The following is a 22,657-nucleotide window of genomic DNA, read 5'->3' on the forward strand; positions in this document are numbered from 1 at the left end:
TGCTAAAAAAGGCTCTGCTGCCCGGAAGCGTAATCGACAAGAACAGACTCCTGAACGCAGGCGCGCTCAATCAGTTTGTCGACTGACATGGGCTGAGCGTAAAAGTAACCCTGCACGCGATCGCAGCCGAGTGAGTGGATCACCTCGAGGCAGCTCTGGTCTTCTATCCCTTCTGCCGTTGTTTCCAGTTTCAGGCGCTTAGAAAGATCCAGCATGGTTGCGACTATGTGTCGTCGCGCTGAGTTTTCATCGTCGTGACTGAGTGGCGTAACAAAAGCCCGGTCGAGTTTTATGCCCGTAATCGGCAGGTCGCTGAGGTGAGAAAGCGACGAAAAGCCAGTACCAAAATCATCCAGAACGATGCGGACCCCGGCTAGCTTTAATCGATTCAGATTATTCAAAGATACACTAGCGTCCAGCATCATGGCGGTTTCGGTGAGCTCCAGTTCCAGACTGGCGGCGGGTACCCCCGTTTCATCCAGCAGATCCAGAACTTTATCGGCGTAGTCGGGGTCTGCAACCTCCGGGAACGAAACATTAACTGCCATCCGGATATTGATGCCCCGGTCATTCAGCATCTTCCAGACGTTGAGGGTCTCTCGGAGTGCCCAGCTTCCCAGAGTACGAATCAGGCCAGCCATTTCAGCATCCCGTATAAATGCGGTTGGCGGCACCATACCAAGTTCGGGGTGGAGCCAGCGCAACAGGGCTTCTGCCCCCACAATCGTAGCTGTGTGACTATCAAATTGTGGCTGAAACTCCAGATAAAATTCTTTGTTGCGTAGCGCGCGGATGAGATCCTTCACAACTATTGACTCATCAGCGGTGAGCGAGCGCCCTCCAATCCGGCTGCACATCATACGGCTACGCTCAATCTCGCGAACACAGTGCTGAAGCGCCTCACCCAGGTCATCGTAAGAGTGAAGTGGCACCGGGGTGCTTAGAAATGCGGTCCAAAGGAAGCTTGTATCATCATCGTGAGAGCGGACCCACTTTTCTGAAAGATGCTTTGTACTCTGGCTGACAATCACAAACTGATCGTCCAGGAGCTTCCCTATCAGTGCATCGGCGGGAGCGCTTGCCCGCAGCTGATGTTCAAACGATTGCTGGGTGTCAAAGCGGATTTCAGCACTATCGCCGGAGGCAGCAGGCCGCCAGCGACAGCTCACGAGTTGCAGCATCAGGTCAGAATTGCGTTCCAGAAGGCTGCGACACTGCAGCATCCAGTTCTGGCGAGCAAGTAACGGGCGTAACTGGCCAGCAACGCAAGCCCTCAGCTCAGTCAATCCGTGTTTGAGTGCGTGAGGCGTGAGGTGATCTGCGTCGATCCAGACGCAGGCATCAGGGTAGAAGGCCCGTTCGTCTGCGAACCCGATCAGTAGCGTCGGTACCTGAAGAGTCACCTCCTGAACCCGATCGCGTTGCTCCGGGTCACCATGTGGCACCGTGATGACGACCATATGCCCCTCTGGGACGGGGATAAACGCGTCCAGCATTCCTACGCGCAGTGCGTTTTTCTGGTGTGCGGTTTCCTGACTCAGCCAGTCTGTCAGAAAATCAGGCATCGGGCTGTCAGTACCCAGCGCAAGTAGCATCGGTTGTTCGGTGTCCATTCTCTGGCTCATCCTGAAACGGTGTACCCCAAAAATAATCCGCCCTATGACATATAGAAGAGAGAATGCGGCTTCGCGAATGAATGGCCGGAAATGTGTCTGGATTGGCCCATTATTTTCACCCCTGACTTTGTTTCTCCAGCGTTCGGCAGTGGTGTCTCCTTCGAGGTAAATGCTGGTAGAATCTCCAGCCTGTTTCAGAGGTATATCCGTGGTCGATTTAAGTCAGCTCAACCCCCGTCAACGAGAAGCCGCCAAGTATATTGATGGCCCCTTGCTGGTGCTCGCGGGTGCGGGCTCTGGCAAGACGAGTGTGATTACCCGCAAAATTGCTTACCTGATCGATGCCTGTGGAATTAAGTCTCATCACATTGCGGCGGTAACCTTTACCAATAAGGCTGCCAAAGAGATGAAAGAGCGTGTGATGCAGCTCACCGGGCGCGGCGGTGCCCGCGGGCTTACCGTGTCGACTTTCCACAACCTGGGCCTCGGCATTATCCGTCAGGAACTAAGTACCGCAGGTTATAAATCGGGCTTCTCTATTCTCGATCAGGACGACTGCAAAGGCATTATTCGTGACGTGATGCACCGTGAGCACGGTGATGACGGCGATATGCTGGACATGGTTCAGAACGAAATATCCAACCTGAAGAATGACCTGATCACGCCTGAGCAGGCAATTAATAAGGCCGCTAGCCCGCAGGAAGTATTGGTCGCTCAGACCTACAGCGTTTATCAGCGTATGTTGAAAGCATACAACGCTGTCGACTTCGATGACCTCATTATGGTGCCAACCATCTTATTCAGGGATAACCCAGAGGTTCTGACCCGCTGGCAGAAAAAGATCCGTTATCTGCTGGTGGACGAATATCAGGATACCAACACCTCGCAGTACGAGCTGGTTAAGCTGCTGGTGGGTCACCGCAATGGCCTGACGGTGGTAGGCGATGATGACCAGTCGATTTATGCCTGGCGCGGTGCGCGGCCGGAGAACCTGTCGTTACTGAAAAAAGATTTCCCGTCACTGAAGCTGATCAAGCTTGAACAGAACTACCGCTCTACGGGCCTCATTCTGAACGCGGCGAACATTGTTATTGATAATAACCCTCACGAATTCGAGAAGAAGCTCTGGTCTGATCAAGGGTATGGCGATCCGATCAAAATTCTTAAGTGCAAGAATGACGAGGTTGAGTCAGAGCGTATCGCTACCGAAATTGTCGAGCGACGCCTGCGCTACGGCGGCACCTATCGTGATTTTGCCGTGCTGTACCGTGGTAATCATCAATCGCGCATGATTGAGATGAAGCTACAGGCTTATCAGGTGCCGTATAAGTTGAGCGGCGGTCAGTCATTTTTCGGGCGTAATGAAATCAAAGACATCATGGCGTATTTACGCCTGCTGATTAACCCGACAGACGATGCTGCATTTTTACGTGTAGTGAATACACCGCGCCGTGAAATCGGGCCCAGCACGATCGAGAAACTCAGCGAATATGCAGCGATGCGCAATATCAGCATGATTGCCGCAACGACCGAAATGGGGCTGGAGCAGGTACTGATGCCAAAGGCTCTGGATCGCCTGCGTCGTTTTGGTCACTGGCTGGAGCGTATCACCCGCAATGCCTACACAGATGATCCTGTTGCTGCCATCAAAGAAATGATCGACGACATCGATTACGAAGGCTATCTGCACCAGAACTCCGGAACGCCTCACCAAGCTGAGCGACGTATGAAGAACGTTTACTTCCTGGTTGATCAGATTCAGAAAATGATCGACAAGGCGGATGAGCTGGGCGACGAGTGCACCATTGAAGATGCGGTCGGTAAGCTCATTCTGCGCGACATGCTGGAGCAGCAGAGCGAAGAGGACGAGAACGATCAGGTGCAACTGATGACACTGCACGCTTCGAAAGGTCTGGAGTTCCCGCATGTCTATATCATGGGCATGGAAGAAGAGCTTATGCCACACCGTAACAGCATCGAAGCAGACACGATTGAAGAAGAACGTCGCCTGATGTACGTGGGTATTACACGCGCTAAGCGCACTTTGACGCTGACCTATGCCGGTAAGCGCAGACAGTACGGCGAAGCCACGGATACCACACATTCCCGTTTCCTGGATGAGCTTCCGCCTGATGATATCGAATGGGAAGGCAAGTCAGAAACCTCTCCGGAAGAATCCAAAAAACGAGGGCAGGATACACTCGATAGCCTGATGAATCTGTTCTGATACGAACTTTCCCCTTCTAAAACTAAAAAGCCCCGGTATTACCGGGGCTCTGAGACGTGTCGGACCAGCTATTGCCAGCGCACTTTTAGCGGACGTCCCATACCTCTCCATTCACCTCGCCAGTTGCGCTGTCGAGTGCACTGCTGTCTTCAGTATCCTGTCCAAAGCTGACAACGCTGATCTGACGAGCATTCAGTTCAACTTTGGCAAGGTTCATTCTCAGGTACTGAGTCACGCCATCATCGGTATGTTGAGTATTGAGAATGAGGTAGCCGACGTCGTTGATGGTCCAGGTGAAGCCGAGTGAGACAAAGTCCCCATCATTGATTTCTCCCTGATACAGGCCGTTGCCGTCCTGGGTAAAGCTGAAGGCACCATCACCGAAGAAGAATGACTTTCCGGCCACATCCCCAGAGGTGAACGATACCGCGCTGCAGTCGGTCGCAGCTCTGTCGAAGTCAGCAAAAGAAGAGTCTTCGTTATCAGCGATATCGCAGGCCGTGAGCTCATCCAACAGGGTATAGTCGAATGCTGCTTTAATTTGTTCGCGTGCGTTCCCATTAAATACCCATTGTTTGTCGCTGCGGCCGCCGGCAGGCATCATCTCACCCGCGCGTACGTAGCCATCGACAACTGCAAGTAAGGGCTTCGCTCCGCGGTCGTAATCACTGCGCAGTGCAATATCCGCAGGCAGGTCGATGACCAGCACTTCTTTTGTTTCTACCGTCGACAGGCGCCAGCTCGTTGAGCCAGCAGCGATCAGGCTTTCCGATTCGCCCATGCTGCTGCGTTCGATACGATACAGATTCGCCGTGCCACCAGAAACCAGCTCTACAACGTGCTGATTGTCATCGCCATACAGGTCGATGCCTCCCAGGTCTGCTCGATATTGTGGATTACTTGCGGCTGCTGAGCTGATCAGTTGCGAGAGAGAGGTTGCTGCATCGCCATCTGTTTCATGATTGCCATCGCCTGTGTGGACAAAGACGTTGTTGCACCAGGTATCGGTCGGTGACCAGGTATTACCCTCGATAACCTCTCCATCCCAGCAGTCGCCGACTGACTCTACATTGTCTTTGTACAGCTCATACGTATCCTGACTGCGGGTAAAGGTCAGCAGATAGCCCAGGGCGGTATCGTCGAATGTCACTGCAGGATCAATGACTGCCTGATACTCATGCTCCAGATAGGCACCAATGCGCTTATTTTCCAGGTTGATCTGTTCACCAGAAATAATTTCCTCGGCGAAACTCAGGCCACCGCGCAGAATACGTACGTTATTACCATCGGTTGACACGGATTCGTTATCCTGTGCGAAACAACGCCACTCACCATTGCCGAGCAGACAATCCTGTTGCTGATTTCCCTCGTCAGACATGGCTACCCAACTGTCGCCCTGTGTGTCATAGCCATATTGAGTGATGGAAATAACCCCTTCACCATCAGCCTGGACATTGCCATAGCCGAACATCATTGCGCCTTCTTCTTCAAACGCCTCGAAGAAATTAAGGCCATCTCCATCCGTCAGTAAGCCGGCCAGATTTGCCGCGGTAGCTGCGCGGCGGTCGCGGCGTTCTTCAAGTTGTTCTTCTACTTTGCTTGGGTCCAGACGGGTACTCTGAAGGTCATCGGAGCCTGCCAGGTCATCGGCGTCGAAACCGTCTCCAGCGGTTTCAATCGCTTGCTGAATATCGTCGAGTGCTTCCAGTACCTGTTCTACAATCAGAGCGGTCAGGTCTTCCTGAGACACGCCGGTTTCGTTGACCACTGTATTAACCAGCTCAATGTTCTTCTGCATGACAGCACGAGTGACCTGGGCAACCTTGTGCAGGCGCTGAAACTCCTCTCCACTGGTGCCGTCATCAGAGCCCGCGACATAGTCTTCAGTCGGGTCAAGTTCAGTACCTAGTCTTGCCTGAATACTGGCTTTAGCCTCATCCGGGCTCAGTCCATTTTCTTTAATTTCGTTCTGCACCATTGTCGTCAGCGGGCTGACAAACGCTGAACCAGCGGGTGCGGTCAGGGTATAGGTCTTATCAATGGTTTCACCTGGGTTATCTTCATCGATGGTTTCACCCACGATAATTTCAACCACGATGGGTGAATTCGCGATCTGTTCCTGCGTCACACCTTCGAGGGTATAACCACCACCGGCACTGGTCGTCGTGGTCGGCTCGCCATCGTCGCAGCTCGCATTATTATTTAAGTCGAGGCAAACACGTGCCCCTGCAAGGTAGCCATCGGCGGCTTTACCTTCTAGTGAGACATTTCCACTGCCGTCGCTGTTGTCTGGATCGTCAGAATTACCACTACTGCTGGAGCAGCCACTGGTGATTAAAATCGCTGCAAGCGCAGCACCTGTTGGGATGAGTTGTCTGAACATACGCAAATTCTCGGCTGGGAGGAGGTATGTTCAGTGAAGCAGCCTGTATGGATTTGTGTTGCCGTGGTGACTTGTCTAACACGACAAGAGTTTCGTAACTGGTGGGTGGCTACAAAACAGAACAGTGGGGTAACGCCCCTGCTACGTGTAGCCGGGGCGTGAGAGAAAATTATGTTTGTGTTAATGCCACTTCGGTAGCCAGACTTTATTACTCAGGCCAGTCAGCTCATCGTCCATTATGACGGTCGTTGCGGGCAGCTGTTTATCGCCGACTGCGTATTTTGCCGTAACTGTGTAGTTAATCCGGCGACGCTCGCCGGGCGCCAGCGGTTCCAGCGTCCGCTCCCATATCAATTCTGTGCCGTCTTCAGATACAAAACGAGTGAAGTTATCGCCTGCGCCGCTGAAATCAGTATCGTCGAGTGCATCCCTGAGAATCAGTTCGCTGGTGGCCTGTGAGCCGTGGTTAACTACTTCGATACTGATTTCGACAGGCCCGGTTTCTACTGGGATCGGATATACGGTTTTACGAACCTGAAGGTTCACCGGGCCGGGGTTATAGGTGAATTTGATCGGCTGTAACTGCTGAGAGCGAGCGTAATATTCGTACTGAAACTCTTCCTCTGCTGACTTTTCCATCGCCGGCGGTTCTGAACGGATCATCGGATAAGCGGCTTCAGGAATCTGGATATCTATATCGACCGAGCTGATGGCCGGGGCCGGTGCATTATCTAAAAGTAATGAAAGGTCGACTTCAGCTTTTTGAATCTGGTCGATCTTTCCTGCGTGGCGCGGTGATGTTGGCAATGAGATGGTGGTCGACTCTCCAGCCGCAATAGCGATCTCCTGAGCATCAGCACCCGCAAAACCTATCACCCCGGAATAGCTTTCGTCCGATTCATTCTCGATCAGCAGCTGGAGCGATGTTTCGGGTGACTCGCCATTCTTCAGAATAATATTGCCGGTCAGTTCACTGAGAACGATCACTGGCTCTGGGATCGCGTCTTCTTCAGGTGTTTGCGCTCGCGGCTCAGCATTGGCAAAAACGCTGACCAGCAGGGAGGTCAGAATAAGCGAGGTCAGTCTGGTCATCTTTGACATGGGATTTTCCACAGTTCGGTCTCAGGCATTGTTACCCGCGTGCCCTTTTCAGGCAAGGCGCATAGAATGCCATAAATCCTCAAAGGCACGGCCATGGCAACGTATATCTATCGGAAACCGCACGGAAAAACCTACACATATCAGGATGAAACAGGTGAGACGGTACGTAATGCCAGCCTGAAACGCTGGGTGAAGTCTTTGGCCATTCCTCCAGCCTGGGAAGAGGTTGAGATCAATACCGACAGAAATGCGAAAGTACTGGCGACGGGTCGTGATGCGCAGGGACGTAAGCAATATATCTACAACCCGGATTGGGCAGCCGAAGCGGCGGAGCGTAAGTTTCAGCGAATTCTGCGTTTTGGTGAGCAGCTGGAAACTATGCGGCGCGTAACGGCTCAACATATCAACCAGCGGCCGGTAAACGCGGATGCGGTCCTGGCGGGCATGGTGCGCTTGATGGATGAGGCGTTCTTCAGGCCCGGGAGCCAACGTTACACCGAACAGAATCAGAGTCATGGCCTGACGACGCTGAGAAATCGTCATATGACATCCCACGGCGAGTCCATCGTCTTTGAGTACCAGGGGAAGTCGGGGCAGGAGCAGCGTCGGATCATTGAAGACGAGGCCGTCTGCGATCTTCTGCATGAGCTAGAGGGGATGACGGGCTACGAGTTGTTTGACGTGACCTTACCGGATGGTGAGCGTCAGAAATTTACCTCAACAGACCTGAATGAATACATTGGCCGGATCATGGGTGAAGACTTTACCTCAAAGGACTTCCGCACCTGGGCGGGTACGCTGCTGATGGCCGTCGCGCTTGCTGAGGCAGGCCCTCAGGACGAAGAAAAACTCACCACCTCAGAAGTCGTCCGGGCGGTAAAAAATGTAGCAGAGCGGTTAGGGAATACGCCTGCCATCTGCCGGGAGAGTTATATTCATCCGGCGATTATCAAAGCTTATGAGCAAGGCAGAACGATCCGGAATCTGCGTAAGCAACTCAGTGAGCAGCCGGATGGCTTACTGTCCGCCGATGAGCAGGCAACGTTGGCGTTGCTGACCCGGGATTGATCACTGACGCTCAAGCCAGTTTTTTTCCTCGGCCGCTGTCATCACTCCTGCGGGTTTGCCGGCAGTGGCGGTGACGTAGCCCGGTGTGGACTGATGCTGCTGCCATTGCCACTGGTCAGATTGCAGACAAGCGCTGTATTCAGTCGAATGTTCCGGCGTATGCAGCATAAGATCCCGGCAGATATCGCCTTCAGCCGTCTCGCGGGTAGCCAGGATTTCCATACGCCAATCGTCCCCTTGCTCGACGTAGCCCGATGCCTCTGTGGTAAGTGCCGGTGCGACCGCCAGTTGAGCGGGATGCGCTGGTGACTGCAGACCTGTCTGCCATACAAGTACGGCAGACAGGACGACACTTGCGGCGATGGCTGCAGGCCGCATAACGTTGCGTTGCGGCTGCTGTAGTGAGCGCGTTGGTAGTGGCACGACGTTGTCTTCAGGGTCTGTCCGCTCTGCAGAGTCGCTCCTGATAAGCGCTTCCAGCCCTGCGGGCATTGGGGCTTCATCGACAGGAATGAATGCGGCCCGCGCTATCTCATCGGCAGACTTAAGAGCGTTCAGTTCAGCCCGCAGGTCTGGTGAATCAGCCAGAGCCTGGTCTACCGCAAGACGCTCATTCGAAGAGAGCTCACCATCAATATAGGCAGATAAGGTTTCCTCAGAGATTCTGTTCATCGTCATTACCTCAACGTTGACTGGCTTCGGCCAGATGCTTGCGCGCGCGTGCTAAACGACTCATTACCGTACCTGAAGGAACATCCAGAATATCGGCGGCTTCCTGATAGCTGCGACCTTCGACAGCAACGAGATACAACGCCATTCTTAACCCCTCACTTAAGGCGTTGAAGTGAACCTGCATCTGCCCCAGAGCGGCCTGAGTCAAAGCCTGTTGTTCCGGGTTATCGCCTTCATTGGTGACCATCAGGTCGTCAGTAAGCTCATCGCTGTTTTTTTCTGTTCGCATGGTATCGATCCAGTGATTACGGCACAGGCGATACATCCAGCGCTCAAATTCAGTGCCGGGTTGGTATTGCTGCCACCGGCGCAGCGCCTTTTCCACGCTGGACTGCAGCAGATCATCAGCGCTGTGCATGTCCCCGGTCAGCGCATTACAGTAGCGTCGCAGCTTGGGTAGCATGGTCAGCAAGCGCTGACGGAATTCGTGTTCCTGTGCCTTCATATTGTTATTAACGACACTCCCTGCCTTTTATTCCCTATGTGAGGAAATAAATTTTCAATTTCTTCGTTATAGTAAATAGAGAGTAACCAACCGGTGTGTGCTTTGCGACGTATAACCTGCTTAACGCTTTTTATTTATCTGATCCTGTCCATCGGCCTGTGCCATGCCAGCGACGATGATTTCGAAGAGGACCATGAGGATTCTGTCGAAAATCAGTTGGATGAAAGAGACGACGATGACGATTGGGAAGAGGATGACTTTGATGAAGCCGAAGACGAACTCGAGGATCGTCTTGAGGCCAGATTCGGCCATTCCGACGATATTGATGATGATCTTGAAGATCGCCTCGAAGATATGTTCGGTGAGCGCGAAGATCAAGATGATGACTTTGAAGATGAACTGGAGGAGGCCTTCGAGGATCGGTTTGAAGACAATATGGAGCGGCTGGAGCAGCGCCTTCCTGAGCGCTTGGACAGCGTCCATCAACTAGCAGAGCTGGATGAGCGTCTCGATGACCTTGAGGTATTGTCCGTGCCGGATGAGTACATTGAACTTGTTGATGCTGAAGAACTTGAGACACTTCGCAATGCCGGCGTGGATATCCAGTCTGTCGAGGAGCTGGAGAGCCTCGGTCAGCTGCTGGTGACCTTCGGCGACGAAGACCGCCCACCATCTGCTGAATTAAACCACCTGTATACACTGGATGGCCCGGTGGAGAAGGCCGGAAAAGCGGCCAGTGACGGCACCAAAAACAGCGACGGAGGACTTCTGCCTCTCGAAGCCGCATCTTATATGGGGATTGACCGTCCGTCTCCGGTGGCTCTCCGGATAGGCATGATGGATTCTTCGATAGATCAGTTGCACGAGTGCTTTACCGACACTCCTGTTGAGCAACGAATGTTTATCCCGCCGGATAGCCGGCCTGATTATCGTCACGGTACCGCGATTGCCACCGTATTCAGTCGCTCCTGCGGAATCCTTGAGCAGAGTGAGGTTTACAATGCGGTTGTGTTCGGGCGCAGCGCCCGAGGTGCCGTGGTAGCCTCGGCAGCCGATCTGATACGCGGTCTGGACTGGCTCCTTGGAGTCCGGCCAGACGTGATAAATCTCTCGTTGTCCGGGCCTCCGAACCGTATGCTGAGCGCCGCCATTGAGCAGATGTTACTGCGCGGAATTCGCATTGTGGCATCGGTGGGCAATGATGGTGCGGCTGCTTTTCCCCGTTATCCCGCGGCGCAGCCAGGCGTGATTGCAGTCACGGCGGTCGATACAGACATGGCTGTCTACACTCGCGCCGTGCGCGGGCAACATGTGCAGTTTTCTGCCTTAGGGGTAGGTCTTCGTCTGGCGGCACCGGATCAGCGATTTGCGATCAAAGACGGAACATCGGTTGCCTCTGCACTCGCCAGTGCAGTTCTGGCTCAGGGGCACAGTGTTCAGCAGTACGAAGACTCGGCAATTGACCTCGGTGAACCGGGTTTCGATGACACCTTTGGGTTCGGCTTACTCAACATTGACAAAATAATGACCTCGAGCGGGGAATAAATCTCCGGATAGCTCGTTAAACCAGATAACGGAACAACATGGGTGTGCTCGGGTGCAGCCATTGTTCTGAAGACTCAGCTTAACGAGGTAATGTCATGAAAAACAAAATCGTCTTTCCAGCGCTACTGCTTTCATCTTCGGTTCTTCTTGTCGCGTGCGGCAGTGGTGGTTCTTCATCATCTGGCAGCAGTGCTGCAGAGGACCGGACTGTGGTCGGTACCGTCGATGGTTTCGGCAGTGTCATTGTTGACGGCGTTCACTATGAAAGCAGTAATACCGAATTTGAAATAAACGACCGCTCCGGTGTCGAAAGCGAACTGCGCGTTGGCCAGCGGGTTATTGTTGAGGGTTCTGACGATGGCAGTGAAGGTGTTGCCAGCCGCATCAGCTATGAGGCCGATATCCGTGGTCCGGTAGAGTCCATCGACCTGGCAGCCGGCACCCTGGTGGTTCTTGGTCAGACAATTACCACAGACGCTATGACCGTCTTCAGTGGCACAAGCCTCGATACCATGGCGGTTGGTCAATACATTGAAGTCAGTGGTTCACGCAGCGGCGATGGCAGTGTGCTGGCGTCGTTTATTGAGCTGGAGGACAGCACTGAAATTGAGTTGCGCGGAAATATCAGTGGGCTTGATGATACGGCCATGACATTCGCCATTGGCGGCCTGACCATCGATTACAGCAGCGTTGCGACGCTTGAACTTGATGATGCCGCCCTGGCGAACGGCATGCTTGTTGAGGTAGAAGGTGAACTGGAGGCCGGCGTTCTCGTCGCCAGCAAGGTCGAGCAGGAAGACATGCACCATGATCATGACGGCGAAATTAAAGTATACGGTGCTGTCTCGGATCTCGATGCCGCGGCCGGAACCATGACGGTGAATGGCACCAGCGTTGTGTTTAACTCGTCAACCCGCTTCGACGATGGTTCGGTCTCCGATCTGGCGCTGAATGCTAAAGTGAAAGTAGAAGGTTCATTTAATGCGGATGGTGCACTGGTCGCCGCTGAAATTGACTTCGAGGCTGCTGTAAAGCTTGAGCTGGAAGGACCAGTTACGGCAGTGGGCGATGGTACGATTTCGGTGATGGGTGTTGAGGCTGTCGTGAATACCTCGACAAGGGTCAGGGATGAACGTGACGAAGAGTATTACTTCAACCTCAGCTCAGTCGCTGTGGGTGATTACGTTGAAGTCCTCCTGACCATAGAAGCCGATGGCACATACCGCGCCCTGAAGCTTGAGCGCGAAGAGGATGATACAGAGGTGAAAATCACCGCGCCCGTGACTGCCGTTGATGTAGCTGCTGGGACTGTCACCATGCTCGGAATTACGGTGGATATGTCGTCACTGAGTCAGATTGACCTGGCATCTCTGCAGACCGGCACCTACTTTGAAGTGGAGGGTATCTACGACGGAAGCGTCATCGTTGCCAGCGAGGCTGGGGAAGATCATGAATACGACGATCACGAGGATGATCATGACGACGACTGATATGAGAGGTCGCTTCTGAGGTGAAAAGTACAGTCATCCGCCACAACATAAAGACAGTCGCATCAGTGGCTGTCTTTTTCTGCGTTCTGGCCTTGGTTCAGGGTGGTGATGCCATGGCCTCTCCGGAGTTCGGAGCCTCCGCGCAGGCGGAATATGACAGCAATATCCTGCCCGAAGCCGATACCACCACGCAGAATTCGGGTGACTGGGCATGGGGTGCGGGCGCCTATATCGGCTGGGATTCTGATTCTAGCAGTCCCGTCGATTGGCAGGCTCGCTATGATTACAGCGCCACCCGGTGGCAGCAGGCGGTTGAGTTCGATACCGATTTGCACACTGGGTTCATCAGAGTAGGCGTGAATCGCGGAGATTATACGTCGGACATGGTTGTGTTGATGGCCCGTGCAGACCTTCAGGGAAAGCCATTTATGCAGATTCGTCGTTTAAGTCCGGCTCTGGGGTATTTCTTCACCCGGAAGTTCTATGTGCGCGCACAACTGGATATCGGGGACAAGCGTTTTATGCTTTATCCTGAGCGCGATGCAAAACAGCTCGGTGCTCGAGCAAACCTATACTGGCTGTTAAGCAGGACACGAAATTATCTGTCGCTGCGCACAATTTACCGCAACGAGGACACAACCGTCGCACCATTTGGGTATGAGTCGTTCAATACGCGCCTCCGCTGGAAGTATCGACCCAACGATATCGCTTATCGCCTGCAGGGTAGTTGGGAGGTACGCGAGTATGAATCTGTCTGGCAGGATATCGGTGAGCGCCGGCAGGATAACCGTTTTCGGGTTGAGGCCGGCGTTGACTGGCCTCTCGGCAAGGGCTTCTCATTGCACGGTCAAGTGGGGCGGGATTTGTACCGATCAAATCTGGTCATCGCTGATTACCAGCAGTACCGGTTCAACACAGAGTTGAGCTGGGAATTCTAAGCGGCCAGAATTTCGCTGGTCACTCCACTGTGACAGATTTCGCCAGGTTCCGCGGCTGGTCGACGTCGGTGCCCTTGATAACAGCCACATGGTAGCTTAAGAGCTGCAGCGGTAATGTATAGAGGACAGGGGCGATAATGTCATCGCAATGCGGCACGCTCATAACCTTCATATTACTTTCTGGTCTGATGCTGAGTTTCTCATCGGCAAAAACAAACAGTTCACCACCGCGGGCACGAACTTCTTCAATGTTCGACTTCAGCTTTTCGATCAGCTCATTGTTGGGTGCCACAACGATGATCGGCATTTCTGAATCAATCAGTGCGAGAGGGCCGTGCTTAAGCTCACCTGCGGCATAGGCCTCGGCGTGGATATAACTGATCTCCTTCAGCTTCAGGGCGCCTTCCATAGCGATCGGATACTGATCACCACGTCCCAGAAACAGGGCATGATGCTTTTCTGCGAAATGCTCGGCGAGATCTTTAATAGCACCATCCATGCCGATGGCTTTTTCAATCAGGGCTGGCAGCTTCAGCAGGGCTTCGGCGATACGGCCTTCACTTTCCTTGCTCATGCCGTTTGCGCGTCCGAGACCCGCTGTCAGCAACATCAGTGCGGTCAGCTGGGTGGTGAAGGCTTTGGTCGAGGCCACACCTATTTCTGCGCCTGCCCGGGTAAGCAGAGCCATATCAGACTCGCGGACCAGGGAGGAACCGGGCACATTACAGATGGTAATCGTGCGGTCATAGCCGGTTTCTTTCGCGAGTCGCAGCGCTGCCAGAGTATCGGCTGTTTCACCGCTTTGTGAGATGGTAACCAGCAGGCTATTAGGGCGCACAACTGATTTCCGGTAACGGAACTCTGAGGCAATTTCGACGTTACAGGCAATGCCGGCGAGCTCTTCGATCCAGTAGCGGGCTGTCATGCCAGCGTGGTAGCTGGTACCACAGGCAATGATCTGAACCTGGTCGATATTACTCAGATCTCCGAGGGACTCGAGATTGAGTTTCCCGCCGACTAAGCGGCCTTCCAGAGTATTCGCGATCGCAACCGGCTGTTCGTATATTTCCTTCATCATGTGATGGCGGAATTCACCTTTGTCGCCAGCGTCGTGCTCTACGTCGGACTCATGAGCTTCGCGGGTTGTAGGTTCGTTACCTGCATCAAAAATGCGGATTTCTGTACGGGTAATCTCTGCAACATCACCTTCTTCCAGATAGGAGAACTTACGGGTAACCGGAAGCAGGGCCAACTGATCTGAGGCGATAAAGTTTTCGCCAATGCCGTGCCCTACCACCAGAGGCGACCCTGAACGCGCAACAACCATACGCTCAGGGTCTGTACGGTTAATTACCACCATGCCGTATGCGCCCTCGAGCAGTGATCGGGCCGCCATGACCGCATTCAGCAGGCTGGTTGAATCGCGCAGTTCGCGCTCAACAAGGTGGGCGATGACTTCGGTGTCTGTCTGGGAGGTAAAGGTGTAACCCTGATCCTGCAGCTCTTTACGCAGTTTTTCGTGGTTTTCTATGATGCCGTTATGAACGACTGCAATGTCGCCCGACATGTGCGGGTGTGCGTTATCTTCAGAGGGTTCGCCGTGTGTTGCCCAGCGGGTATGGGCTATGCCTGTTCCACCAGGCGTCGGCGACTCGGCGATGGCATCTGCCAGAGTTTTCACTTTACCCATGCGGCGGACGCGCCGCAGGTTCTGGGACTCATTGATGACTGCGACACCTGCAGAGTCATACCCGCGGTACTCAAGGCGACGTAAACCTTCGAGCAGGATCTCAACAACATCGCGCTGTGCGACGGCACCAACGATTCCACACATGACACTTAAACCTTCCAGAATTCCAGCGGCGAACTATATCTGATGCCTGCTGGGCTGGCAAAGTTGCACCTTCACTATGGCTTTCGCTTTCAGGCGATCACAGCGCGGTTGCGGCCCGACTTTTTAGCCTCATAGAGTGCCTTGTCCGCTCGCTCGAAGACCATCTCTGTGGACTCCAGCGCTCGAAACTCACTGATGCCAAATGACATGGTTATGGACACACGTTCACCACGGAAATTAAATGGGCAGGCTTCGATGCTGGCCCGTAGCTTTTCTGCGACCCCGGCCGCGGCATCTGCCGGAGTACCGGGCAGCAGAATGACAAATTCCTCACCGCCATAGCGTGCGATAAAGTCTGCCTCCCGCAGGTTCTTCTTTAGCGTGCTGGCGATCAGTTGCAGCACCTTGTCCCCTGCGATGTGGCCGTAGTTGTCATTAATCTGTTTGAAGTGGTCAACATCACAGATAATAAATGATAACGACCTGCCACCGCGGCTGCGCTTCATCAGTTCTTCGCCAAGCTGAACTTCATAGGCAGCACGGTTTGGCAGGCCTGTAAGGTGATCCAGCGTCGCACGTTTCTTCTGGTCTTCAATGATCTGGCGAGCCTGAGATGCCTCGGCCTCCATCTCTGATAGCCGGTTCTGCAGGACTTCAAGCTGCTCTGCCAGTCTCGCTTCACGCTGTGACTCGACTTCCTGATAGTGCTCCATCGCCCGGACGATGTTGGTCAGATGCTCTCTTACGCTGGAGCCCAGCTCACCAAGATCACCGAGACCGTTTACCACGCCGCGGATGTCATCAATCTGATCCCTGACCATGGTTTCGAGGTTTGTGCGGGCATCTTCACGGTCAGTCTGCCCAGAATTGGCGTCTGATACCATGGTCTGAATAGCTTGCAGGCGCTGATCCAGGCTATGAAGAAATCGCTCGAATTCCTCTTGCCCGGAGCCCAGGCAGTCGAGCAGGAACTGGGAGGTATCTTCCAGTAGGCTGACAAATTCATACCAGTGCAAACCGTCATCAAGGCGTTTCTGTAGCTCGTCAGAGCGTTGGCGCAGTCGCTCTGGTACGACCAGCCGTGATATCAGCCCATTCAGTGCGCTGGCGACTTCTCGTGCAATCGTCGAGAAGCCGGGTTCTGCTGGCTCGTCACTGCCGCTGGTATCATCGGCAGTGATGGCTGCTTCAGGAAGCTCGGGCTTTTCAGCGGCTTCTGTGGAAGTATTCTCTTTTGAAAAGACCTTTTTCCACCAAGGGCCCTTGCCGGTATCGCCCGAACCCTCATCGAGGGTTACCAGCGTCGACAGGACGCCAGCCCAACCCTCAAGCTGGTGGGAGTAGCCTTGCCAGTTATTGAGAGCATCTGGCGCAGCTTTGCGCAACGCACGAACTTCGTTCACTAATTTCTTAGGTATCTGGCAGTGACACAGTTTTTCAGCCATCAGACTGATTTTCTCAGCGAGAGCGGCTGAATGTTCTGCCTGGCTCAGATCGTATTCTTTTATCTGGCCATTGAGCAGATTCATCGTTTTGTTCAGGTCGCTGGTTGAGCCCCGCATAGACTCGCGAAGATCTGCCAGAGTCCGGTCGAGAGGATCAGACTGCCCTTCAGCCAACAGGGATACCAGCACTAGCCCACGCCGCAACTGCTCGTTGCGTGTGCCTACCTGAAGCTTGAGTTTGTCGTATTTTTCATTGAGGGTGAGGTACTTATCCCTCCATTGAAGATCGGAGGGCCCCTGCTTTGTTACCGCCATACTACTTCCCGAAGACGATTCTCAGATGATTGTGTCCTGAGTATAGTCGCGTTTGGACTGTCCGCTGGGCAGATACGGACTTTTACAGTCCTATTTCGGCGGCAACCGGTAGGTGATCTGACTGTGGATGGTCAATGACCGCAATGCGGTGCAATGGAATGCTGTCGCTGACCAGAATATGGTCAATGCCGCGCGCCGGCTGCCAGCTGGGGTAAGTTGGCAGTTCATCGACAACAGGGTGGAGGTTCAGTCTTTTCAGTGGGCTTTGCTGGAGGAGCCATTCGCTCTCCTGATTCAGGTCTCCCATGATGACGACCTTGCGCGCATCAGCGAGCGCATCAACAAGATAGCTGATCTGACTGAACTGCGTTTGCTTGCGTAAAGCCAGGTGAGTAACTGCGACTACCAGCGGATCTGCAGGGTCGCCGTAACGCAGAATCATCATGCCCCGGCCCGGTAAACCGGGGAGTGGGTGTCGCTCAACACTGAATGCGCGGTTGCGGCAGAGTACGCCGTTTGAATGCTGGGCAAAACGACCGAGATTGCGGTTCACCTGATGGTGCCAGTGGTCGAACCCCGCGAGTTCGGCAATGCTTTGAATCTGATTCTGTCGGCCGCTGCGCCAGCTGCCCCCGTCGGCTTCCTGTAACGCAACCAGATCAAAGGGCCTCACCAGATCGGCGATGTTATCTAACGCTGATTCCCGCGCCTGAAAAGGAAGAAAGTGTTGCCAGCTGCGCAGGAGGTAGTGATGGTATCCGCCAGTGCGGATACCGACCTGCATATTGAAGGTGAGTAGTCTCAGACGTTCGGGGGAGCAGGGAAGCTTAGTGAACGCCCTTAGAGAGGTGAGCTCAGGCACGGCCGCTTAGCGGTTGCGTTCCTGTTCGATCAGATAGTCGACAACTTTAACCATATCTTCCTGACTACCGGCACTGCTGGCATCGACGATGTACTGACCGTTAACAATCAGAGTAGGCACGCCGCTGATTTCGAATGCGCGAACACGCTTATCGCCACGGGTCATTTTTGAGCGCACGGCGAATGACTCGTAAGCCTTATCGAAGTCTTCCGCAGAAACATCCGCTTTCGTCATCAGAAAGTCGCGTTGCTCTTCTTTGGTCAGAAGGCGTACTTTCTGAAGGTGGATGGCATTGAAGATATCGCTGTGCACCTGATCAAGCACACCCAGGGCATCAGCTGTGTAATACAGTTGAGCGTGAACCACCCAGGCACGGCCAAACATAGCCGGGACACGTGAGAAGGTCACGTCTTTCGCCAGAGTCTTTTTCCACGGAACAATGACTGATTCCAGGCTGAAACAGTGTGAACAGCCATACCAGAAGGCTTCTTCGACGTGAATCTGTCCGTCTTGCATTACGGCGACTGGGTTTTCCAGTACGCGATAGTGCTTACCAGCTTCATAATCTGCCGCCGATGCGACAGATGCAACTGTTACTAAGGCTGCTGCCATCCATTTCTTGAAAGAAGAAAGCATCATCGCTCCCGTTTAATTATGTTAGATAGTATTTATTCTGCCCAGAAAGGCCGCGTGCGACCAGACCGGCTGTGCAAAGCTCTGTCAATCCGAATTGCACAGCAGGAAACGCAGGCATAAAAAAAGGTGGCCGAGGCCACCTTCTTCTCAGTGCTGCTTAACGCAGACCCTGGATGTAAGAAGAAACCGCTTCGATTTCTTTCGCATGCAGGCGGTATGCGATGTCACGCATCATCTTGCTGTCACCATCGTTGGTGCGCTCGCCGTTGCTGAACGCGGTCAACTGCATAGAGGTGTAAACATCATGCTGGCCAGCAAGGCGTGGGAAGCCAGCCGCTTCAACACCTTTACCTGCAGGGCCGTGGCATGCCAGACATGCTGGGACGTTTTTCTCTTCGATGCCGGCGCGGTAGATGCGCTCACCCAGTTCGGCAAGCTCTTCTTTAGCTCCACCAGCTGTTGGTACTTGCTCAGCGAAGTAAGCCGCCAGATCAGCAATGTCTTCATCCGACAGGCCTGTTACGAAAGGCATCATTGCTGGAGCCTGACGATTACCGTCACGGATGTCAGTGATCTGTTTGATCAGGTAACGCTCTCCCTGGCCAGCGATTTTAGGGAAGGTCGGCGCCATGCTGTTACCGTCGGCACCATGACAGGCGGCACAGGTAGCAGATTTCGCTTTACCAGCTTCGGCATCACCCGCGTGGGCGACGGTTACGAGGCCGGCAGACAGAATGAGGCTAATCAACAGGTTTTTCATCATCAGGTCCAGTTTCAGATATAGTTCTTAGTTACTTGTACGGTTATTTCGGCGTTGACATGTATTCAATCAAAGCCTTGTACTGATCAGCAGTACAGTCCATGCAAAGACCTCGTGGAGGCATCGCATTCAGGCCGTTTGTCACGCTCTGTACAAGAGTGTCCATGCCTTTCTCAAGGCGCGGCGCCCATGCTTCAGCGTCGAACGCTTTAGGTGCACCAGCCACTGCCATCATATGACAGGCTGCACAGGCCTGAGTGTATTTGGATTCAACATCAAACGCCTGTACGTTGGCGCTCAAAGTGGCGGTCAGGGCCGCGAGTAGTGTCAGTTTTTTCATGGTCTGATCTCTCTCTTTAGTTATAGCCACAGGTTTCCGACAAACACACCACTTCAGAATTATCCCTCTATGATAGAATAGGATCTGCGCTGAAGGGCGCTCATTATATACCATTATTTTCCGGACGGTCATTACCAATACCTTATGTCAGCTCAGGAAACCTTGATTTACACCAATGCCGAGTTCGAAAAGAGCGCTGCCAAACTGAGCCAGTGCCCGACGGACATCATCCGTGAGGTCGCGTTTGCCGGGCGTTCTAACGCCGGTAAATCCAGTGCACTCAATACGTTAACGGCGAATAAGAAGCTGGCTCGTACCAGTAAAACTCCCGGACGAACGCAATTGATCAACTTCTTCCGCCTTGGCGAAAGTAAGCTGGCCTTGGTCGATTTGCCCGGTTACGGCTACGCAAAAGTTCCGGTCGATAAGAAGAATGAGTGGCAGAAGGAGCTCGAAACCTATCTGAATCGTCGTCAGGCGCTGTGCGGGTTGGTTCTCCTGATGGACATCCGCCACCCTCTCAAGGACTTCGACAACGCTATGCTTGACTGGGCTGCAGAGGCTGGTATGCCCGTTCATATACTTCTGACTAAGTCAGATAAGCTTAAGCGCGGGCCTGCGAAAACGACGTTGCTCAAAGTTAAAAAGGCCGTTGCTGATCTGGGTGACCTTGTTACGGTCCAGACTTTCTCAAGTCATAACCGTGAGGGGCTAGGTGATCTACAGAGCAAACTGACTCACTGGCTGGATGCACCGTTTATTGCTCAGGAATGAGTAAATTCTTGAGTATTATGTAAAAAAGGAGGTTTTCGCCTCCTTTTTTACGGTTCGGTCGTCAGTCTTTAAAGATAAAGCGTTTGATGAAGTCCTGTTGATCAGGGCGATCCGAAGCGCGAGCAAAAATCAGGTGCGCAGAGGCATGGGATGCTTCTTCAGCGAATTCACCTTCCCAAATCAGAGGAACGGTTCCAACAACCGGCTTGTAGTGGCGGATACCATAGCCATCCTCGTCAAAGTCGCTCTCAACACGCACATTTGGCATATCGAACAGCGGCTCGCCAACAATCGGCAGATCAGCCAGGTTAGCGGCAGCAACACTGCTTGAGTTCGGTACGATCGTGTCGCCAGCACCGTTAGTCAGCATCAGTGGACGAGCCTCATTACCAAGCTGTGGATGACGGAACATATCGATGTAGTTGATCGAATCACCGTGATCCAGCGTTTGCTGAATTGCACCACGCAGCATAATAGCTTCTGCGCCATTCGCTTCAGAGGGCACCAGATTCGAGAACATAGGAACCCACAGGATCGAGTTGGCCAGAATGCTGGTCACACCTACCCCCGTCACATGGTATACGCCGCCTTTGATAGTAGGGCTGACTGCGCCGTAGGTTGAACCCAATACGCCGCCGAGCGAAGTACCTTGCATCATGACCTGAGTTGAATCGATGTCAGCAACACCATCGGCTTTGTTGCCGTACCAGCTGCGCCAGCTTTTCTCGCCAACTACATCAATGTCAGCCAGAGTGGTTTCCAGTGCACGATGCGCCGATGCGAAGTCGATCGCGTTCTGGTTGATCATACCCACCGGGATACCCAGCTTATCGGTGCTGACGTTCGCCAACACATAGCCACCATCCGCATCACCTCGTGCGCCGTGGTTTGGAAATCCAATCGAGAAGGTAGCAACGCCGATTTCAGCGTTCATGGTAGAGACGATGCCATCGCTTTCCTTGTTGGCGCCCAGACCATGCGCATACAGAGCAACCGGAGCAGCACCATCGCGCGACGCTGCAGGCAGAGTCAGACGGAATTCAACCCACTGCTCCATAGGCTCGGCGTCGTAATCCACGTTGCTCGTGCCGTTTTTCATGCGGTAGTTGTAAATCAGAACTTCACCTTCGACACGAGCGGCAACGTCGCGGTTGGTGTAGTTATAAGTCACGTCGAGGTTACGTACTGGGTGTTCGCGATCACGGACATCAGCAACGGCGTTGAATACAGGCTCGATCACTTCTGCGCGATCGCGAACCAGAAAGCGGGTGGCATTGCGTACGCTCAACGGATTTACACCGTTGGCCGTCAGAGTAGAGATCAGATCCTGTGTATAGGCACGTTGATCTGCGGTGCCAGATAAAATCTTCGATACCAGGCCTGCTTCTGGTGACTCCAGATCCAGATCTGTCGTGATCGCCACTACGATTTCGTGCCCGTATTCCCAGCGAGACTGAGGATAAACCTCAACCACATGTGCGGTGCCATTCACTTTATCGGATTGTGAGTACTCACTGATGACGGCACGAACCGGAACCTGACTACCGGTAGTCAGATCGATGGCGACGACGGCAGCGCCACCATTCTCAGGCAGAGAGGCCGCATCTGGCGCACTGTTAAACTCGAAAACAGCGGCACTGGCAGCGGAAAAACCACTGGCGCCATTAAAGATACCTTCCGGAGTAAATCCTTCATCCGCTGGCAACTGAGCCAGTATCTCTGGACGGATCATGGCGTTGGATACCTGGATGGTCTTACCTGTTGGGCTCATTGCATCGTCTTCCATCCAGTAAGTCGAAGGGAATGGCAAAGCACAGGTATTCAGAGAGGTTGGGTTACACAGCTCGTCAGCGTAGCTGACCGACGCCAGTGCAGTCATCGTGACCGCAAGAGCAGAGCGCATGGTATTGATAGGCTTCATTTCGTCACCATATTTATTTTTGTAGTGTGGTGTTACGTGGCAGACCAGTCTCACTTATGCCAGGGCTCACGTATACGATTCTTCGGGCCAGACAGGTCGTAAGAACGGTCTTATATGGCCAAGTATCGGTTAAATTATTCATTTCAGGGTTGTTGAACACCTGATATAGCCAGAATGAAGCTAAAAGACAGACATAATGACAAATCTGTCTTAAAACGTGATGGA

The 22,657-nt window shown here is 53.3% G+C and carries 18 protein-coding genes; 6 read left to right on the forward strand and 12 right to left on the reverse strand.

Translation table 11 applies throughout. The annotated features are described in order from the left end of the window. Positions 1-2: 2 nt before the first annotated feature. A complete protein-coding gene (locus AC5E51_RS08960; protein WP_491778446.1) occupies positions 3-1,613 on the reverse strand; it encodes an EAL domain-containing protein in 1,611 nt (536 codons plus the stop codon). 211 nt (positions 1,614-1,824) lie between these two features. Between AC5E51_RS08960 and rep the strand changes: the two genes are divergently transcribed. Further along, positions 1,825-3,843, forward strand: a complete 2,019-nt coding sequence (rep, locus tag AC5E51_RS08965) for a DNA helicase Rep (RefSeq protein WP_068442564.1) — start codon at positions 1,825-1,827, stop codon at positions 3,841-3,843. Between the two features lie 85 nt (positions 3,844-3,928). Here rep and AC5E51_RS08970 read toward each other — a convergent pair whose 3' ends face one another. Then, positions 3,929-6,226, reverse strand: coding sequence for a hypothetical protein (locus AC5E51_RS08970; RefSeq protein WP_301377830.1), 2,298 nt, complete (start codon positions 6,224-6,226; stop codon positions 3,929-3,931). 180 nt (positions 6,227-6,406) lie between these two features. Continuing rightward, entirely contained in the window at positions 6,407-7,327 is a 921-nt protein-coding gene (locus AC5E51_RS08975) for a hypothetical protein (RefSeq protein ID WP_297533698.1), read from the reverse strand. A 93-nt stretch (positions 7,328-7,420) separates the two neighbouring features. Here AC5E51_RS08975 and AC5E51_RS08980 point away from each other — a divergent pair, with 93 nt between their 5' ends. Then, positions 7,421-8,395: a DNA topoisomerase IB gene (locus AC5E51_RS08980; protein ID WP_297533699.1), complete on the forward strand. Its 975-nt coding sequence runs from the start codon at positions 7,421-7,423 to the stop codon at positions 8,393-8,395. Here AC5E51_RS08980 and AC5E51_RS08985 read toward each other — a convergent pair whose 3' ends face one another. Together AC5E51_RS08985 and AC5E51_RS08990 are read right to left on the reverse strand one after the other, a co-directional pair. Beyond that, positions 8,396-9,067: a zf-HC2 domain-containing protein gene (locus tag AC5E51_RS08985; protein WP_297533700.1), complete on the reverse strand. Its 672-nt coding sequence runs from the start codon at positions 9,065-9,067 to the stop codon at positions 8,396-8,398. It lies immediately after the preceding gene. Positions 9,068-9,077: 10 nt separating this feature from the next. Beyond that, on the reverse strand, positions 9,078-9,572 hold the full coding sequence (locus AC5E51_RS08990; RefSeq protein WP_297533701.1) for an RNA polymerase sigma factor: 495 nt from the start codon (positions 9,570-9,572) through the stop codon (positions 9,078-9,080). Between the two features lie 102 nt (positions 9,573-9,674). On the opposite strand from AC5E51_RS08990, the gene AC5E51_RS08995 reads away from it, so the two are divergent. The 3 genes from AC5E51_RS08995 (at position 9,675) to AC5E51_RS09005 (ending at position 13,545) form a co-directional block, all read left to right on the forward strand. After that, positions 9,675-11,117, forward strand: coding sequence for a S8 family serine peptidase (locus tag AC5E51_RS08995; protein ID WP_297533702.1), 1,443 nt, complete (start codon positions 9,675-9,677; stop codon positions 11,115-11,117). 95 nt (positions 11,118-11,212) lie between these two features. Further along, entirely contained in the window at positions 11,213-12,607 is a 1,395-nt protein-coding gene (locus tag AC5E51_RS09000) for a DUF5666 domain-containing protein (RefSeq protein WP_301377834.1), read from the forward strand. A gap of 65 nt (positions 12,608-12,672) precedes the next feature. After that, on the forward strand, positions 12,673-13,545 hold the full coding sequence (locus tag AC5E51_RS09005; protein ID WP_301377835.1) for a hypothetical protein: 873 nt from the start codon (positions 12,673-12,675) through the stop codon (positions 13,543-13,545). A gap of 19 nt (positions 13,546-13,564) precedes the next feature. Here AC5E51_RS09005 and glmS read toward each other — a convergent pair whose 3' ends face one another. The 6 genes from glmS to AC5E51_RS09035 all read right to left on the reverse strand — a co-directional run bounded on the left by glmS (position 13,565) and on the right by AC5E51_RS09035 (position 19,737). Further along, the gene (glmS, locus tag AC5E51_RS09010; RefSeq protein WP_491778447.1) at positions 13,565-15,379 is read right to left on the reverse strand and encodes a glutamine--fructose-6-phosphate transaminase (isomerizing); all 1,815 of its coding nucleotides are present in this window, start codon (positions 15,377-15,379) and stop codon (positions 13,565-13,567) included. An 89-nt stretch (positions 15,380-15,468) separates the two neighbouring features. Continuing rightward, positions 15,469-17,139 (reverse strand): GGDEF domain-containing protein, encoded by a 1,671-nt coding sequence (locus AC5E51_RS09015; RefSeq protein WP_491778448.1) that lies wholly within the window; start codon positions 17,137-17,139, stop codon positions 15,469-15,471. 82 nt (positions 17,140-17,221) lie between these two features. After that, positions 17,222-18,001 (reverse strand): endonuclease/exonuclease/phosphatase family protein, encoded by a 780-nt coding sequence (locus tag AC5E51_RS09020; RefSeq protein ID WP_297533285.1) that lies wholly within the window; start codon positions 17,999-18,001, stop codon positions 17,222-17,224. 6 nt (positions 18,002-18,007) lie between these two features. Next, on the reverse strand, positions 18,008-18,637 hold the full coding sequence (locus AC5E51_RS09025) for a thiol:disulfide interchange protein DsbA/DsbL (protein WP_301387243.1): 630 nt from the start codon (positions 18,635-18,637) through the stop codon (positions 18,008-18,010). Positions 18,638-18,794: 157 nt separating this feature from the next. Further along, on the reverse strand, positions 18,795-19,397 hold the full coding sequence (locus AC5E51_RS09030; protein ID WP_301387244.1) for a c-type cytochrome: 603 nt from the start codon (positions 19,395-19,397) through the stop codon (positions 18,795-18,797). Positions 19,398-19,440: 43 nt separating this feature from the next. Next, positions 19,441-19,737: a c-type cytochrome gene (locus AC5E51_RS09035; RefSeq protein WP_273088492.1), complete on the reverse strand. Its 297-nt coding sequence runs from the start codon at positions 19,735-19,737 to the stop codon at positions 19,441-19,443. A gap of 144 nt (positions 19,738-19,881) precedes the next feature. On the opposite strand from AC5E51_RS09035, the gene yihA reads away from it, so the two are divergent. After that, positions 19,882-20,511 carry a ribosome biogenesis GTP-binding protein YihA/YsxC gene (yihA, locus tag AC5E51_RS09040; RefSeq protein WP_068440330.1) on the forward strand — a complete coding sequence of 210 codons (630 nt, stop codon included), beginning with the start codon at positions 19,882-19,884 and terminating at the stop codon, positions 20,509-20,511. Positions 20,512-20,572: 61 nt separating this feature from the next. Here yihA and AC5E51_RS09045 read toward each other — a convergent pair whose 3' ends face one another. Beyond that, positions 20,573-22,432: an alpha/beta hydrolase family protein gene (locus AC5E51_RS09045; RefSeq protein WP_491778449.1), complete on the reverse strand. Its 1,860-nt coding sequence runs from the start codon at positions 22,430-22,432 to the stop codon at positions 20,573-20,575. Positions 22,433-22,657: the final 225 nt, after the last annotated feature.

Source organism: Thalassolituus sp. (genome assembly GCF_984348125.1).